Here is a 15,199-nt window from a genome sequence, read left to right as displayed (position 1 = left end):
GTTGCCGACGGCTCACCGCGACAGTACAACTACGTGATGCCAGGGAGACGTCATGTCAAGGGAGTTGCAGGTCCTCCACTTCGACACCAACGAGGTGCGCCGGACCAGAGCGACCAGGTCGGGGTGGTCTCGGAACTGCTGCTCGCGTGCCCAATCGGCGAGGTCGGCTTTGTGAGCAGCCCGCACGGCGTCGGGGCTGATGCCGGTGAGGGTGGCGATGCCCATGTTGATGTCGTCGAGGCCGTGGTATCGGTTGGCGGGCGCGTAGATGCCAGCGGCGTCGGCGGCGTACTCACATCCGGCCGCGGCGAATTTCTGCACGAACAGCCATCGCCGGAAGGGTGTCCTGGGTCTCCCAGGCGGAGTCGTAGTTGTCGACTCGGGGTCGTCGTAGCCGGGACCGATGATGGGCATGAGGTCTCATTTCCCCCAGTCGGTGATCAGCAGTAATGGAGTGGAGCTCCGGGCAACGGCAGTGCATACACCTGGTACGGCACGGCGGTTGCGTCGTCGGCGGGCCGGTCGGAAGTGCGGGTGCGGGTGAACCGGCTTTGGCCAGGACTCGGCCGGAGGCCGGATTGTCGGGGTGTGCATGGCCTCCCGGCGCTCCAGGCCGGCGGTGGCGATGGCGAAGGCGGTGACGTGCTTGACCGCTTCGGTGGCGTAGCCGTTGCCCCAGGTGTCCTCGCGAGAGGATGAGCTGAGGGTGCCCAGGGACGGGGCCCGTCGCCGCAGGGCGATCAGGCCGATCATCTCGTCGGTGGCGAGGATGCCCCAGCTCCACTGTGCGCGCGGTGCTCTGGCGGCTCTGGCGAGGGCTGTGCGGATCTCTTCGTGGGCCTGGTCGAGGGTAAGGGGCTTGCCGGTGGTGTGCCGGATGGAGGCGCCGCTGTAGATGCGGGTGAGAGCTGGTGCATGGTCGGAGCCAGGGCGCGCAGGGTCACCATGAGGCAGTCAGCTCCTTCACGGTGGGGCGGTGGGGCGGGGTCGGGGCCAGGCAACCTGGATGAGCGTCCTCGGGTTCGGGAACGGCCACGGCCGAGACGTCGCGCAGCGCTGTGGTGGTGCCCTTGGCGATGGCGGCCGGCTTCTCCAGCCGGTCGGTGGTGTCGTCGTAGGCGACGCGGCAGTAGCCGGTCGGCGCAGAACAGGGAGGCGCCCAGGCTCCAGATGCCGGCGGGCGGCTGGGCGGGAATGTGGGTGTCGGCGGGGGTGAGGATCGCGGTGGCGACTCGGGGGCGGTGCCGGTGAGGGCACCCGGTGCGGGGGCGCGAGCGGGTGTCGGCGGCGGGGCCGCAGGCGAGGGCGTAGTCGATCAACGACAACGCAGTTCGGCGGTCAGGCTGCGGATTCGTCGAGGGTCTTCGTCGGGTCGGACGTCGGCGTAGGCCCGGCCCGGCGGCGTGCAGGCGGGCGAGGCGCTCGGTCCAGGTGCGTGCGATGCCCGCGAGCCAGGGGCGGACTGCGGCACGGTCTCCTTGGGGCCGCGGGCGAGGGTGAGGGCCCGCCACAGGGGTACGCCGTCGATCCAGGTGACGGCCGGCCGGCCGCCCTCCCACGTTCCGGCGCTCACCCGGTAGTCGGGGCTGCGGGCGCCGGCGGCGGTGAGGCGAAGGAGGTGGTCGTCCTCCTGGGCCATCTCGGCGGCCTTGCGCCAGGGCGTCGCCGTCGGGGTCGTTGGCTTTCGGCAGGGCGGCAAGCCTGGGCCTTGGATTTCCAGGCCGGGAGCCGCGCCGAGATCGCTCAAAGGATCAGCGCAGCACAAGAGCGCCGGCACCTGTCGAAGTCCCGACCAACCAGTCGAAGACCGTCGGACCCTCGCCGGCACGCGCCGCGGCAAGATCTTGCGGGACTGTCGGTCGGATGGTCGGCGACCGGAGCGAATTCGTCTTCCAGGTGCAGGGGATCAGCTGCTGAGGTCGAACACGCCCCACGCGGTGGACAGGGTCGGCCCCAGACGTAGATCCTGCTTCCTCTGCTGACAACCCGCCGGCGGCCGGGGGCGGCGCCCTCGGGCAGGGTGAGCAGGCCGACGTCCGTTGGCTCGACTGATGTTTGGTGAGCTCTCCGCGGGCGAGTCGGTCCCGCTCCTCGCCGTAGCCGCCATGGAAGGCGACCTGCTCGCCGTGGACAGCCACCGCATGGGCGCCCGTACGCGGTTCGCCCACACTCTCACGGGCCGGTCACGGCGGTCGGGGCGCATCTCGACGAGTGGGAAGCCGTGTACGGGCACGCCCAGGCGGCGGTGCCCGACACGTTCAGGGCGTAGCAGTCGAAGAGACCGGGGATGGGGGCGCCGTCTGACGTCCAGGCAAGCCGGCCCGTGGCGCTCCAGCGGCGGATTCCGGCCGGGTTCTCGTCGAAGTGCCCGACCCAGATATGGCCGGACTCGTCCACGAGCAGGTGCTCGATGGCGTCCCCGACGGAGAAGGACGAGGTCTCGCGGCCGAGCGCGTCAAAGACCTGGACCTGGTCCGCGTCCTCGTACCGGCGGGCGCGAGACGCAGCGACGACGAACCCGCCGTCGGGCAGGCGGTCCAGGTGCGGCCAGCGGGCCCGTACCGCGCGCTCAGCTCGGTGAGTTCGACGTTGCCGCCCGGATCGACGGAAACGACCAGCGCGTTGAAGGGCAGGACATCGCCGCCGGGCTGCGGAGCGCGCGTTCGGCGAGCAGCCAGTGGGCGGCGCGGACGTTGGCGGTACTCAGGGTCAGGACGTGGCGGTCAGTGGTGCGCTCGGGGCAAGGTGGGCGTAGGGAACGAGGGCGGTCTTCTGCACGGGCGGGCTCTCCTGGGTGGGCGGTCGCGGGCCATCGGGCACTGCGGCAGTCGGTGGCGCGCGAGCGGTGGAGAGCGGAGCAGGGCGCCTGTCAGTGTACTGATCGGGGAGGTTGATCAACCGTGAGAACAGGGGGCTGGTTGCCGCAAGCGCTGTGCGGACGGTGCTGGTTGTACTGGTGCAGCCACGGTGGCAGAGCGTCTCGGCGTTGTTGCTCGCTGGTGTAGCAGCGGGCGTAGGCCCAGCCGTCGGCCATGGTGCGGTGGAAGCGTTCGACCTTGCCGTTGGTCTGCGGACGGTAAGGGCGCGTGTACTTCGGTGTGATCCGAGGTTGTGGCACCGTGTCGCGCCACAGGTAGGACCGGTAGGCGCCGCCGTTGTCGGAGAGAATCCTCTCGATGGTGACGCCGCGCTCGGCGAACCACTCCACCGCGCGATGCAGTCACGCCGATCTGCGGCCACGGGCCGTCTCGTCATCGTGGACCTCGGTGTAGGCGACGCGGGAGTGGTCGTCGATGACGGTGTGCACGAACGCATATCCGAGCTTCGGGCCGCCGTAGGCGTTGCGTGACTTGCCCGGTGTCGCGACGCGGTGCTTCTCGCCTTGGCGGCGACCGACGTACCGCCAACCGCCTCCATCGGGGATGTTCCCGAGCTTCTTCACATCCACGTGCACGAGCGATCCCGGGTGGTCGTGCACGTACCGGCGGACGGGTTCACCTGTCGCTCGATCGACGTAGGCGAGTCGGTTCAGTCGGACCGATCGCAGGATTCGGTGCACTGTCGACGGGGCGATGTCGAGTCTCGCGGCGAGCTGGACGGGCCCTTCTCGCAGGCGCAGTCGCAGGCTGACGCATCACTTCGTCACGTTCTTGGGTATTTTGGTCGGAGATCTCCGGGGTCGTGAGGATCGGTCCTGCATGGACTCGCCTGCAAGGTAGCGATCGGCCCAGCGCTGTACGGTTGGCCAGGACACCTGGAATCGGGCCGCGACTTCGCTGGTCGGCCAGCCGTCGTCAACGACGAGTCGAGCGACTTTCAGACGGTGGCGCGGGGTGAGGACGGCGTTCGGATGTGACATGTTTGAGCTCCTGGGACAGCCTGAAGGGCCGACCATCGGGTGCGGGCGGCCCTTCGACAACGTGTGGGTAGAGGGCGTGAAGATCAGTCCACCGGGGAGACCCGGATGAGGTTGCCGTCGGGGTCCGTGATGACGAACGTGCGACCGAAGACAGCGTCGTGTGGCTCCTCCGCGACATGGACTCCCTTCGAGACCCAGCTCGTGAAGATCTCGTCAATCCCGGTCGCTCCTCCTGGGACCATCAGTCCGACTTCGCTCGTTCGAGGGGTGTTCGGGACCGCACGCTCGCTGTAGCCCGTCCACAGCGCGAACAGGACGCCGGGAGCAACCTCGAAAGCTACGTAGTGGGGACTGATGAAGGTCGGTTCGATCTCGAACAGGTCGCTGTAGAAGGCGGTAGCGGTCTCGGCGTCGCGGACGCCGATCAGGAACAGGTTGGGTGCGGGCATAGTGCGCTCCTCAGATCGTTGAATTCTCGGTACTGCTCCAGTTGACCGCCGCATCGCGACAGAACCTGTCACCTTTTCTGCAAAGGTTGGTCAGTATGAAGGCTTCGAGGCTGTTGCATCTCTTGCTGCTCCTGCAGGCCCGTCAGCGCATCACCACCACCGAGCTCGCCGGACGTCTGGAAGTGTCTCGGCGGACCGTGCTGGGATGTCGAGGCGCTCTCGACAGCAGGTGTGCCTGTCTATGCCGAACGCGGGCGGAACGGCGGGATCGTCTTGCTCCCCAGTGCGCGGCTCAACGCATCGCATCTGGAACCATCAGAGCTGGAGGCACTCTCCGTAGCCGGTTTGGACAGCGCGCAACTTGAGCGTATGGGTCTGTCTGCGGTGTGGGAGTCGGCCGCGCGCAAGATCGCCGCTCGGCAGGCTGCAGCACCTGGATCGCCGAGCCTGCTGCAACTGGCGGACCTGGTGCTGGTAGACAGCACCGCGTGGTTTGCTGACTCAGAGGCAGGGGTCGACGTATCGGATCTGGCCTCGGCACTGCGACACCGCCGCCGGCTGCGAATCCAATACCGGCGCAGCGCCGAGAATCAGGCCTCAACGCGGGTGGTCGACCCGTACGGGATCGTCGCGAAATCCGGTCGCTGGTATCTCATCGCCGATGACCAGGGGAACGGTCGGCTGTTCGCTCTGGAACGACTCTCGTCCTACGAACAACTCGACGCGCCAGCTGCTCTCCGACCAAGCGAAACCCTCCGCACCAGATGGGCCGCGTTGAAGGAACGCACAGAGGGGCAAGGTCGCGTGAGCGTGACCGTCCGCCTGCCAGAAAATGGACTCGACCTGGCGCGGCGCATCCTCGGCAACCGCATCCACGACGTCTCCGACGCGGAAAACGGCTGGTGCACCGTCGTCGTCCGCTACCCCGACATCGAGTCAGTGCGTCAGCTCCTCCAGTTCGGCGACCACATCGAGATACTCACCCCAGAGACAGCCCGCGAACGCATCAGTCAGCTCGCCAGAGACCTGGTTGAAAGGCACTCAACCCCGGCCTCGTGACTGCCGAGCGGAACGCCCTGCTCTCAATCAACGTCTCCGGTCAGTACACCGGCATGGCCCTTTCTGGTCGTCATGAGGTGATCAACGTCGACATCCGACCTCGTGACAAACCTTTTCGGCGCGCCACCCCAACCGAGACCACCTCCCTCTGGAGGGGACGTCGAGCTGAGCTCTCGATCTACCGGGCAGTCCCAACTGCAGTGCTCAGTCACAGCGGTTACCGTGACTGAGCACTCCAGCCGGCCGGCGCAGGGCGAGGGGCGCGCGGGACTTACGGCAGAATCACGCTGTGACGTCCATGGGGCTCCTGGCCGAGCTGGAAGCCGGCATGGCAGAGCTGTCCACACCGATGCGGGTGTACGTGGCCGCGGGACGCTTCACCGAGCCGGAAGCCGACCTGCCACAGTTGGCGGCCCGGATCCGCACACTGCTGGTCGCGATCACGACGGACGAGGCCTGGCGGCGCTTCCTACCCGGGTACGCCCCACCGTCCGTCCCTGAGATCTGCGCTGCTCTGGAACCGGTGGACACGCACAGGGCCGCCCCGTTCCTGGCCCAGGTCGCGGCCGTCGACCTGCTCTGGCCGAGCCACCGGCACCTGCCCGCCGAGAGCGCCGAACCCGCGGCGGACCGAGTGGTGTCCCTGCTCGGATCAAAGGCCAGCTGGTGGACCAACCACGACGCCGAATGCGGCGCAGTGAACGGGCTCACCCCTCTGTTCGACAGTCTGCTCGCAGGAACGGACGGTGAGCACTTCGCGCTGGCCCTGCAGATCGCCGACGACTGAGCGCCCCATCTGGGCGGGCGCACGGCCAACCGTCAACAATGCCCGCATTCCTCCTCATCGACGCCGCAGCGCACTCAGCCCAGCTGGCGACTCGCCGCAGCCGTTCGCCTCACCGATCCCAATCCCTGCATCCGCCAAACGGGTCGGGTGGCCTGGTGATGAGCCGCGGTTCAGGCGTCGTCGGCTGCCTCGGCAAGAAGACCTGAGCCGTGTTCCGCACGCTGTTGACCGCGCTGGACACCGCGCTGGCGCGATCACTGTGCGGGCTAGTTGGTGCAGGTGTCGAGCATGGAGGTCAGCGCGGTCTTCTCGCTGTCGGTGGTGGTGAGTTTGCACACGGACTTCACATGGGTGCAGTCCTCGGCGTAGGTGCACCACAAGGCGTGCTTGGCCGGCTTCCAGTCGGCTGGGCCGCTGTCGCTCTTGGAGCTGTTGGAGGACTCGGAGGCGACGACGAGCTGGGGTCTTCGAGGTCGTTGCCGAAGGCTTCGCGCTGGTCCGTGGTCCAGGCGTCGGCGCCGGAGCGCCGGGCTTTGGGCGAGGGGACCATGTGGTCGATGGTGGCCTGGGCGACGTTGGTGACGGTGGCGTCGTCGTATACGGAGTACCACTTGCCACTGGCCAGCTGACGACACTTGTCGGACTCGTCGACGACCTCCTTGCCGCCGCGGGCGGCGTCAGCCCCCTGGGTCCACCCGCAGCGCCGGGCACATCATCCTTGGGCCGGTGACCGGTCCCCTTCTGCCGCAGTCGGTGCGGAGCCCGGCTCATGGCGTTCGTGTCTGTCCGAGGCCAGGTCTGAGGTGCGGCGGTGAGCTTGTCGAGGACGTGCGGGAGCAGGGCGTTGGCGTAGGCGCGGTGTGGCAGGTCGTGGATGGTGATGCGGCTCGAATGGGTGGAGAGCGGACGGTGGCGTCGTCGGCGGCTTCGCGGACATTGGCCAGGCGTTGAACGGAGGCCCTGTCCGTCTTCCCCAGGACGTCCTTCGACCACGTGGTCGAAGGACCGGTGCCCGAAGGCCGGTGGGATATGGCCGAGGATCGCGCGCAGCAGCATGTGGCAGGCGTAGGTGCGCTGTGCGGTGTAGTTGGCGTTGAGCTCGCGGGCGAGGCGGGCAGCTTGTCCAGCTGCCCGGTGGTGCGGGCGGCTTCGAGGCCGCCGATCAGGCCTTCGTCGATGTAGGGCCGAAGGCGGGCTCGGCAGCCGGGCGGCGGTCCGCCCCTTCTTACGGAGGGACGGACCGTTTGAAGTACCTGGATCAGCGCAGCAGCAGGTACAGGTGGAAACTCCTGGACGAGGTCCAGTCGCAGCGCCACCGTATGACGTTGGTGTGGTTGTCCTTCCACCACTGACCGCTGCGCTCGCACGCGGCGCTCTTGTTGAATGTCTCTTTGGTGTCGTACCAGGACGAAGAGACCGTTGACGGAGCAGCAGTCGCCGTCGCTGGCACGGCGACAGCGGCAGTAGCAGTAGCACCCAGAACAGCCGCCGCGACGGCCAAACGCATTCTCATAGGTGGACTCCCCTTGCAGTGAGGGACGTGGGACGGTTACCCGTGCTCGGGATTCCCGTCGGGCCGGATGTTGCGAGCTTGCTCCCTCGGTCTGGGGATGTCAGCACACAACCTGTCCGGGACATGTTCGGAACAGGTGCCGGACATGTCCGGGCTGATCAGCCGGGCAAGTCGGACTGTTGTCCGCGTTCACTGTCGACGACCGGCGCGTCGGCACAGTCCCCACCGCTCCTGTTCTTCACCATCCGTACGCCGGTCCAGTGGTCACCCGTCTTGCGGTTGACACCGACGTCTCGGCACGCGGCGAGAGGGCGCAAACCAGAGAATCTTCCCTCAGGCGTCGAAGACCGCCCCTGCGGTCCCAGTACGGGCAACCCACCCTCCCCGCCCCGATTTGCGATCCCGCGCCCCGAACAGCTCGATTTGCTCTTGTGTGTCCAGCTCACGCTTGCGAGCCTGTCCGGTGTTCCGAACACGGGGGAAAGCGGAGGGAGTGGGCGGACATGCCCGACGAGCAGCCACCCGATCCCCGGCGAGCCAGGACTCCGGCGGAGTTCGTCGTGGTGATGCGGCTCATGAAGGACCGTTCAGGCCTGACGTACCGGCAGCTGGCCGTGCACGCCGAAGAACGCGGGGACGCGCTCCCGGCCAGCACCCTTGCCGGTACCCTCAGCCGCGGTTCCCTTCCCCGCCCCGAGGTCGTGGAGGCTTTCGTCCGCGCCTGCGGTGGTTCTCCGCGCGACGTTGAACGCTGGCTGAGGGCCCACCGCGACCTGACCCGCAGCAGCCCCCATACCACCGCCCCCGAGGACACCACGGCGGCGGGCGACACCGACACAAGCGGCACTCACCAGGGAAAGCCGTCCCCTGAACAGGGGACGACTCCGGGACCGAGGAGGCCGGCACACGGTCGCCTCATCGGCAGCGTCTCCTTGGCCCTGCTGGCCGTGACCGGCGGCTCCCTGGCGCTCACGCGCCTCACCCGGGAGGAAACAGCCCCGGCACATATCATCGGTGCGGCTCCGGCCTCCGCCACGCCCCGCGCCGCGCTCCCCGGACCCCAGCCGGGCATCTACCGCATCCGTTCCGCTGCCTCGTCGCTCTGCCTGTCCGAACGAGAAGAGGAGAGCAGCGGCCGCATCTACCAGGCCACCTGCGCCAAAGCCGTCCCGGTCTACTCCGTCGAGCCGATGGAAGACGGCACCTACCGGCTCCGCTCCCTCCACCCGGTCTTCGGCAACGGCTGCCTCGGCGTGACGGGCGGGAGCACACACACAGGCGCCCAACTGACGAACGACTACTGCGGCCACCGCGGAAACGCCGAACACTTCCAGCTCCAACCCGCCGGCCACGCCCGCTACCGACTCGTCCCCACCCACACCGGCGCCTGCACCTCGATCCACGGAAGCCCACCGACGCAATGGACCCCCGTGATCCAGCTTCCCTGCCGCACAAAGGACCCAAAGCAGCTTTTCCTCCTCGACAGCCGCCCCCCACCGACACCCGCACCCTCCATCACCAACAACTGACCCAACCGCACCAACCCCACCACAACGCCACAGCGCCACAGCGCCACAGCGCCACAGGCACCACAAAACAGCCAAAAACAGACCATTCTCGTGCGACATCAACACAGATGCAGCCGCACCGGGTTCAAGACCAGCGTCTTCCGGCGCACGCTCGCGTGGTTCATCGCACGACGGCCCGGCGGAGCCGTCGCCGGCGCCGTGCAATACCGCCACCACAGCATCCAGATGTTCGAAGGCTATGCAGGCACCAGTACCTCCGGCTTCCGGGCCGAGGTCGAGAGCGAACAAGCCCTCGCCCGGGGCGAGATCTACATCGCGATGATCGACGCCCATGAGCACACCGATCTGACCAGCCCGTCGGCCGAAGAGGTTGCCCGGCGACTCGGAGAGTTCGGCGAACGAGACCAGTTCCAGGGGCAGATCGCCCTCCACAAGCACCGCCTGAAACGGATCATGAAGCGGCATGATCCAGCCGTCTAACCCGGGCGAATACATCACGTGCGTCCGCGACCCCGCCAAAGCCCTCTGCGAGAAAGCAAAGCGCGGCGGAAGCGAAGGGCTACCCGACCACGGCGGATGCAAGCCCCTGGCCTGCAGAAATGTTGCCCTCACCTCGGAGAACGTCGCTGCCTGGGGTCGGAAACTGGCTCGCCTGGAGAAGAGGATGGTCGCGCGGCCGGCCATGCCTCCCCTCCTGCGGCACCGCATCCAGCAGCGTCACGCTGAGATCACCGAGTTCCTGGCCGCCAACACACGTACAGAGTCCTTCACGTGACCGCCCGCGTCTCTGACCTGCCCGAGGCCCTGGTCCGCAAGCGGATGGCGGAGATGATCGTGACCTGCCGACAGACCAACACCAAACCCAGCGTCCTGAAGCTGGCCCGTCAACTCGGCCTGAGCAACACCACGTTCCGCCGCCGCTTCCCCGACATCGCCCAAGAGCTCGGCGCCCTCCGGTCCACCCCTGCCGACCCTGCCGACGGGCCAACCACGCACGACAGGCTCATCGCCCGGAACGCGAAGCTCCGCCGCAGAACCAGGAGTTGACCTCAGACCTTGCGCTCGCCGTCGCTCAGCTCCAGCAGCTTGCACTGACCAACGAACGGCTCCGCGAGGCGCTTGAGGATGCTTCCAAGGTTACGAGCATCCACTCCAAGAGAGGATGTCGGTGAGAGGGGGAAACCCGAGGAAGATGGCGGTCACTTCTGACATCATCACCATGACTCGATAGCGGCATTGAGACGGAGTTGCTAGTGGGAAGTGCATGGCGGCTGCTACTGGGAGAGCGGCTGATTCTGTGGGGAAAGAACGATATCCCGTCGCGGCTCATGACTGTCTTCCAAGAAGAAGACAAATACATGAAAGCCGATTGGGCGCAAAAGGTCGACCGACTCAACAGCATTCCAGATAGTCAAGCGATTCCGCCGGAGCTGCAAGAGTTCCAGACTTGGGATGGCCACTATGAGGACAGCGCCGACCGTTTTGGATATCGCAGCACAGTCGCAACCGTCCTCACGCGCCTAAGGCTTATGGGATTCACGCCGGAGGTCAGCAGGAGGTCGATGGCAGAGACTCGCAGATCGCGACTCAAGGACGATGGGCAACCGGAGGACATCCTCCTCGTGAGCTCGGCCCGTGGGGCCCCGGCGACACCTCACCAGATGTCCTGCGAGCAAGTGATCGACACCGGACTCGCAGCCCACATTAAGTCATACGATCACGACGGGCCGAGGGGTGCTCACCTAGATCCGATCGCGGTGGCATGCTTGGTGGAATTGGATTCATACCTTGAGTACGAAGCCGATGATCCAAGGCTCTTCCTCGCCGCACTTCTCCACGGTCAGGAATCGCACACCCGGGCGACGATGGACTTGTCGGACCTCCTGGCGGCTGGCTACTGCAGCAGCTATGAAGACCTGTCTGCTCAAGCCGTCCGCGAGTTGAACGCCATGACTGCAAGCACGGGCCCCATCATTGTGATCACCGAAGGGAAATTCGATGCGCAGGTTATACCCCGGGCGCTCCGGCTTGTCCGTCCGGAGATCGCTGGATACTTCAAATTTTGGGATCTTGAGAGCACAAAGGCTGCTGGCGGCACAGATCAGGTCGTCAAGAACTTGAGGAGCTTCGCTGCCGCAGGCGTCATGAATCGAGTGATCGGCATCCTGGACAACGACACAGCAGGCCGTCAAGCAGAGAGACAGCTGGCCAGCGCATCTCTCCCAGACCACTACGGGGTCTGCAGGTTGCCCGATCTGGATTACGCACAGTCCTACCCGACCCTCGGTCCCTCTGGCGCTTCGACCGATGACGTCACGGGTCGAGCCTGCTCCGTGGAGTTCTACTTCGGCCAAGACTGCCTGGTCGGGCCGGACGGCAAGCCGGTCCCAGTGCGTTGGAAGACCCACATCGACCCGATGAACGACTACCAAGGTGAGCTTGTCAACAAGCCCCATGTCCAAGGGCGCATCAAGGAGATGCTCCGAGAAGCAGAAAGGGGTGAGACGGCCCTGGGGAGCGAGTGGAATCCGATGCGTCGCCTGGCCGAGACGCTCATCAGCCTGGCAGAGCCCAAGCCCGAGTAGGGTCTGCAGCCTTCTCGCCGGTCAGTGGTCAATCCTCAACACCGGCCACAACCTCGCCTACCAGGCATCCTGGCGGAACGACCCCCGTACTGCCTCCGGCATCCTGGAACGAGCACTCTCCCGCACACGGCATCCGGCCGCCCGGTCTCTGCTCCAGCTCCGGCTTGCCCGGGCCTTGGCCGCACAAGGCGAGCGACGCGGCACCCTTCGCGCCCTCGCCGCTGCCGAACACCTGCTCAACGCCGCATCCGGAGAACCAGTGCCGACCTGGGCCGCATGGTTGTCCGAGGCGGACCTGGCGGTGGATTCCGTGCAGAGCCTCCTGTCGCTGGGCGACATCCGCAGCGCTCACCAACTCATCAGGGACGGACAGAAGCTCCTGCCACCGAGCCGGTCCAAGACCAAGCGAATCTTTCTCGCTTACCAGGCGAAGAGCCACCTTGATCTGCGAGAGCCGGAGCGCGCCGCCGCAGCAGCTCGGGAGTCCCTTCACCTCGCCCAGCGCATCGGCGCGCCACGGTGCGTGCGACTCGTACGTGATCTCGTCCCCGATTTTGAGAACTACGCAACAGCCCAGGGCGTACCCGAACTCCTGCACAAAGCCACTGAATGATGCGTGCGGCCTCCCAGCCAACTGCTTTGTCAGCTCGCTGGCGATGGACGAGCGGCGCACAGAGCCCCGGTTCAGACCTGCGAGCCCGGCGCTGACACAGCGCAGAGTGCGAGACTCCCCTCTGGGGGGTGCCGAAGCGGTCGACGCGGATCCTGGTTGCGCCGTGGCCCATCACGCCACCAGCCTTTTCTGGCACGTCGCCGCTACTGCACCGCCAGGAGGATGCCCCACCCGTCCCTCGGTCGGGGGTCGGGTCGGTGGAGTCGGTGGGGGCATCGAGCCATTCTTGGTCCAAGTACGCGGCGGCGTGCCGCGCACTCGGGGCGCGGATATCCGGTCGGGCGGATGACCTTGTTCCCACCCGTGCGACACCGGTCCCCCGGTCCGTGCAACAGTTCCGGCAGGACCTGCTGTTCCCGGCAAGGCCGCTCGGCCTTCCCAGGCGTCGGCGTGAGAACTCGAACGGGCCGGGAGCACAGGGTGAGGGCCGGGAGCACAGGGTGAGGGCGGTGTGCCAGCGGGGGTGCAGGCCGCGGACGGCGTAGCCGTCGGGGTCGGTGAGGCCGACGACCTCGGGCCGAATCTGCCATTTAGAGCACCAGTTACCGACTGTTAAATACATTCCAGACCTGCATCGTTCCCCAAAGCGGCCCCTCGCATGAGGGGCCGTTCGCCCTTACTGGGCTTCGTTGTCAGTGGTGGGCTCTACTGTGGTGGCACGGCGCTGGACGGGTCAGGAGACGCTAAGGGGGAGGCGGCATGCCCGAGTGGGCTCTCGCAACACTCATTCCGGTCGGTCTGCTGGCTGTGGGCCTGGGGACGTTCTTGGTCTGGGCCCGCCTGGGGACGAAGGAACCGCTGAATCACGACAACCGGATGCCGGAGACCCATTTTCGACAGGGTGATGGTACCGGCGGCGGCTGACCGGCGGCGACCGGCTCGGCATGGCCAGCCTTTACCGTGGCCGAGCCGGCCCTCGCTGCCAGCCCCTCCCAGCCACGCAGCGTTATCCGAGCCACGCCCACCAGCCCACTGTCGGCCCTCGCGTCGCGCAGCAGCCGGTAGGGGCGGGCGCCGGCTCCCGCCGCCCCCAGGTGACGGCCGGTCCAGCCCACACCCTCGACCACATCCTGCACTGGTCACACCGGCGCCGAAAACGACAACACCAGGCCCGCATCAGCCACTACACACGACGCGGACACAGCCCATAGAGCTGCCCCATCAGCACAAACACCGTTGCAGTACCAGGGCTGCCGGCCTACCAGGCTGGACTGGTGTACATGCCGCTGGCCGTCGCCATGTTCGTGGCAAGCCTGGCCTCCAGCCGGTTGACGCCGCGCTTCGGCCGCCGGGTTCTTGAGTTAGGAGGGGGCATCGCTACCGTCAGTTCCGGGGCCACGGTGGCCGCGGCGCTGCTGGGCGGACCTCGGCTGTCCATCAGAGTGCTCGTCGTCTGCCTGTCCCTGCAGGGGGCCGGCCACGGACTGCTGCAATCCCCTCTGATCGGTGTGATCCTCACACCCGTGGACGAGGACAATGCCGGGCTGGCATCGGGGGTGCTGTCGACTGCTCAGCAAGTTGGCGGCGCGTTGGGGGTCGCGGTCATCGGCGTCATTTTCTACGGGTCTCTCGGATCGGCAGAAACAGGTGCGGCGGCGGCCTACACCCATAGCTTCGGGATCACGGTGGTATTCACCCCCGCGCTGGTGTTCCTGCTTCCCTGAAGCGCACGATCAACGCCGGCCGCCCCACCCGCACACAGCCAACCGCCGGCCCCGACCAGCCAACTGATCAGCCCGGCTCCACACCCCAGGCACCGGTCAAAAAGAGCGAACGGCGGCAGGCGGGCAGCGTGGGGTTCAGCCCTGCTGACGGTCTGCGAGGTCGATCAGTGCCCCGGCCACGGCCCGGGTGACGTCTGCCGCAAAGTCGAGGTCGAGGGTCGACAGGGTGTCGGTGGCCTTGTGGTAGTGGGGGTTGCGCAGGTTTGCCGTGTCGGTGACGAGGAGGCCGCGGCGGGCCGTCCGCCAGTAGGGAAGGTGGTCGCTGCGGGCGGCGTCGCGGAGCAGGCCTCCGGTCCTCTTCAGGAGGTAGGTCTTCAGGCCCGGGACATACCGGCGGGCGCTGCGCTGCACCGCGTTGGCAAAGGGCAGCGAGCGCAGATCGGCGATGAAGTCGCCGGTCCGCGGCGGGGAGAAGACTCCGGGGATCCGGAGCGGGGCGCGTTGCGTTCCCGTGCGGGAGTCCCGGAAGCCGATCATCTCCAGTGCGATGAGGCCTTCCACGGCCTCGCCCGCGGCGGTGAACTGCTCGACATGGGCTCCGCTGCCGGTCATCCACTCCTCCTCCTCGCCGAAGAGACAGAAGCGGATCCCCCGTTGCCGCGGGCCGAGCCCGTGCAGTGCGCGGGCGATTTCGAGCACACCGGCGACTCCGCTCGCGTTGTCGTCGGCTCCGGGGCTGCCTTGCACGGTGTCCCAGTGTGCACCGACCTCCACCAGGGGCGCCGCGGGGTCCCGGCCCGTCAGTGAGGCGAACAGATTGATCTGGTGCGGCGCTTCGCCGTATCGCTCCTCGACGACCTCGTACCCGGAACCGGAGAGTTCGTCGCGCAGGTGCCGCAGGGTGGCGGCGATGTTCTCCCGGTCCTCGCGCCAACGTGGCCCGGCGTCGGCCAGTGCGGCTATGTGTCTCCCCAGCGTGGCGGGCGCCACGGTGGCCAGCGCGTCGGCGAGCTGTGGGGAGTACGGGGGGGTGCACGGTGAGTTCGCTGACGGTGTCGATGATTGCGCAGCGGAGCTCCGA

General features: G+C 67.1%; 16 protein-coding genes and 2 pseudogenes. 10 read left to right on the top strand and 8 right to left on the bottom strand.

What is annotated here, in order from left to right; genetic code table 11:
* Positions 1 to 12: 12 nt before the first annotated feature.
* From ABR737_RS43490 to ABR737_RS43465, 6 genes and pseudogenes are all read right to left on the bottom strand, one after another.
* Complete coding sequence (locus ABR737_RS43490) at positions 13 to 414, bottom strand: hypothetical protein (protein ID WP_350256659.1); 402 nt, start codon at positions 412 to 414, stop codon at positions 13 to 15.
* Positions 415 to 420: 6 nt separating this feature from the next.
* Entirely contained in the window at positions 421 to 879 is a 459-nt protein-coding gene (locus tag ABR737_RS43485) for a GNAT family N-acetyltransferase (protein ID WP_350257151.1), read from the bottom strand.
* A gap of 436 nt (positions 880 to 1,315) precedes the next feature.
* Positions 1,316 to 1,639, bottom strand: coding sequence for a hypothetical protein (locus ABR737_RS43480; RefSeq protein ID WP_350256658.1), 324 nt, complete (start codon positions 1,637 to 1,639; stop codon positions 1,316 to 1,318).
* Between the two features lie 533 nt (positions 1,640 to 2,172).
* On the bottom strand, positions 2,173 to 2,397 hold the full coding sequence (locus ABR737_RS43475) for a hypothetical protein (RefSeq protein WP_350256657.1): 225 nt from the start codon (positions 2,395 to 2,397) through the stop codon (positions 2,173 to 2,175).
* 508 nt (positions 2,398 to 2,905) lie between these two features.
* Positions 2,906 to 3,859: pseudogene (locus ABR737_RS43470) on the bottom strand (IS481 family transposase); the annotation flags it as partial.
* A gap of 83 nt (positions 3,860 to 3,942) precedes the next feature.
* Positions 3,943 to 4,308 (bottom strand): VOC family protein, encoded by a 366-nt coding sequence (locus tag ABR737_RS43465; protein WP_350256656.1) that lies wholly within the window; start codon positions 4,306 to 4,308, stop codon positions 3,943 to 3,945.
* A 95-nt stretch (positions 4,309 to 4,403) separates the two neighbouring features.
* On the opposite strand from ABR737_RS43465, the pseudogene ABR737_RS43460 reads away from it, so the two are divergent.
* From ABR737_RS43460 to ABR737_RS43450, 3 genes and pseudogenes are all read left to right on the top strand, one after another.
* Positions 4,404 to 4,466: pseudogene (locus tag ABR737_RS43460) on the top strand (hypothetical protein); the annotation flags it as partial.
* Positions 4,467 to 4,539: 73 nt separating this feature from the next.
* Positions 4,540 to 5,367, top strand: a complete 828-nt coding sequence (locus tag ABR737_RS43455) for a helix-turn-helix transcriptional regulator (RefSeq protein ID WP_350256655.1) — start codon at positions 4,540 to 4,542, stop codon at positions 5,365 to 5,367.
* Between the two features lie 298 nt (positions 5,368 to 5,665).
* Positions 5,666 to 6,154, top strand: a complete 489-nt coding sequence (locus ABR737_RS43450; RefSeq protein ID WP_350257150.1) for a hypothetical protein — start codon at positions 5,666 to 5,668, stop codon at positions 6,152 to 6,154.
* Positions 6,155 to 7,412: 1,258 nt separating this feature from the next.
* On the opposite strand, the gene ABR737_RS43445 is transcribed toward ABR737_RS43450, so the two are convergent.
* Positions 7,413 to 7,667 (bottom strand): hypothetical protein, encoded by a 255-nt coding sequence (locus ABR737_RS43445; protein WP_350248714.1) that lies wholly within the window; start codon positions 7,665 to 7,667, stop codon positions 7,413 to 7,415.
* A 503-nt stretch (positions 7,668 to 8,170) separates the two neighbouring features.
* Between ABR737_RS43445 and ABR737_RS43440 the strand changes: the two genes are divergently transcribed.
* From ABR737_RS43440 to ABR737_RS43410, 7 genes are all read left to right on the top strand, one after another.
* On the top strand, positions 8,171 to 9,196 hold the full coding sequence (locus ABR737_RS43440) for an RICIN domain-containing protein (protein WP_350248715.1): 1,026 nt from the start codon (positions 8,171 to 8,173) through the stop codon (positions 9,194 to 9,196).
* Positions 9,197 to 9,286: 90 nt separating this feature from the next.
* Positions 9,287 to 9,676, top strand: a complete 390-nt coding sequence (locus tag ABR737_RS43435) for a hypothetical protein (protein WP_350256654.1) — start codon at positions 9,287 to 9,289, stop codon at positions 9,674 to 9,676.
* Entirely contained in the window at positions 9,660 to 9,971 is a 312-nt protein-coding gene (locus ABR737_RS43430; protein ID WP_350256653.1) for a hypothetical protein, read from the top strand. The genes ABR737_RS43435 and ABR737_RS43430 overlap by 17 nt, the downstream gene beginning before the upstream one ends.
* Positions 9,968 to 10,243, top strand: a complete 276-nt coding sequence (locus tag ABR737_RS43425; protein WP_350256652.1) for a hypothetical protein — start codon at positions 9,968 to 9,970, stop codon at positions 10,241 to 10,243. Before ABR737_RS43430 ends, ABR737_RS43425 begins: the two co-directional genes overlap by 4 nt.
* Positions 10,244 to 10,449: 206 nt before the next feature.
* The gene (locus tag ABR737_RS43420; protein WP_350256651.1) at positions 10,450 to 11,781 is read left to right on the top strand and encodes a HEPN/Toprim-associated domain-containing protein; all 1,332 of its coding nucleotides are present in this window, start codon (positions 10,450 to 10,452) and stop codon (positions 11,779 to 11,781) included.
* Positions 11,696 to 12,394 (top strand): NsdA family TPR-like regulatory protein, encoded by a 699-nt coding sequence (locus tag ABR737_RS44055; RefSeq protein ID WP_502964463.1) that lies wholly within the window; start codon positions 11,696 to 11,698, stop codon positions 12,392 to 12,394. Before ABR737_RS43420 ends, ABR737_RS44055 begins: the two co-directional genes overlap by 86 nt.
* Before the next feature lie 1,220 nt (positions 12,395 to 13,614).
* Positions 13,615 to 14,118, top strand: a complete 504-nt coding sequence (locus ABR737_RS43410) for an MFS transporter (protein ID WP_350257149.1) — start codon at positions 13,615 to 13,617, stop codon at positions 14,116 to 14,118.
* Between the two features lie 135 nt (positions 14,119 to 14,253).
* Here ABR737_RS43410 and ABR737_RS43405 read toward each other — a convergent pair whose 3' ends face one another.
* On the bottom strand, positions 14,254 to 15,108 hold the full coding sequence (locus ABR737_RS43405; RefSeq protein ID WP_350256649.1) for a M20/M25/M40 family metallo-hydrolase: 855 nt from the start codon (positions 15,106 to 15,108) through the stop codon (positions 14,254 to 14,256).
* Between the last annotated feature and the right edge of the window lie 91 nt (positions 15,109 to 15,199).

Source organism: Streptomyces sp. Edi2, assembly GCF_040253635.1.
Taxonomy (GTDB): Bacteria; Actinomycetota; Actinomycetes; order Streptomycetales; family Streptomycetaceae; genus Streptomyces.
This window is presented reverse-complemented; position numbering and strand designations above follow the sequence as displayed.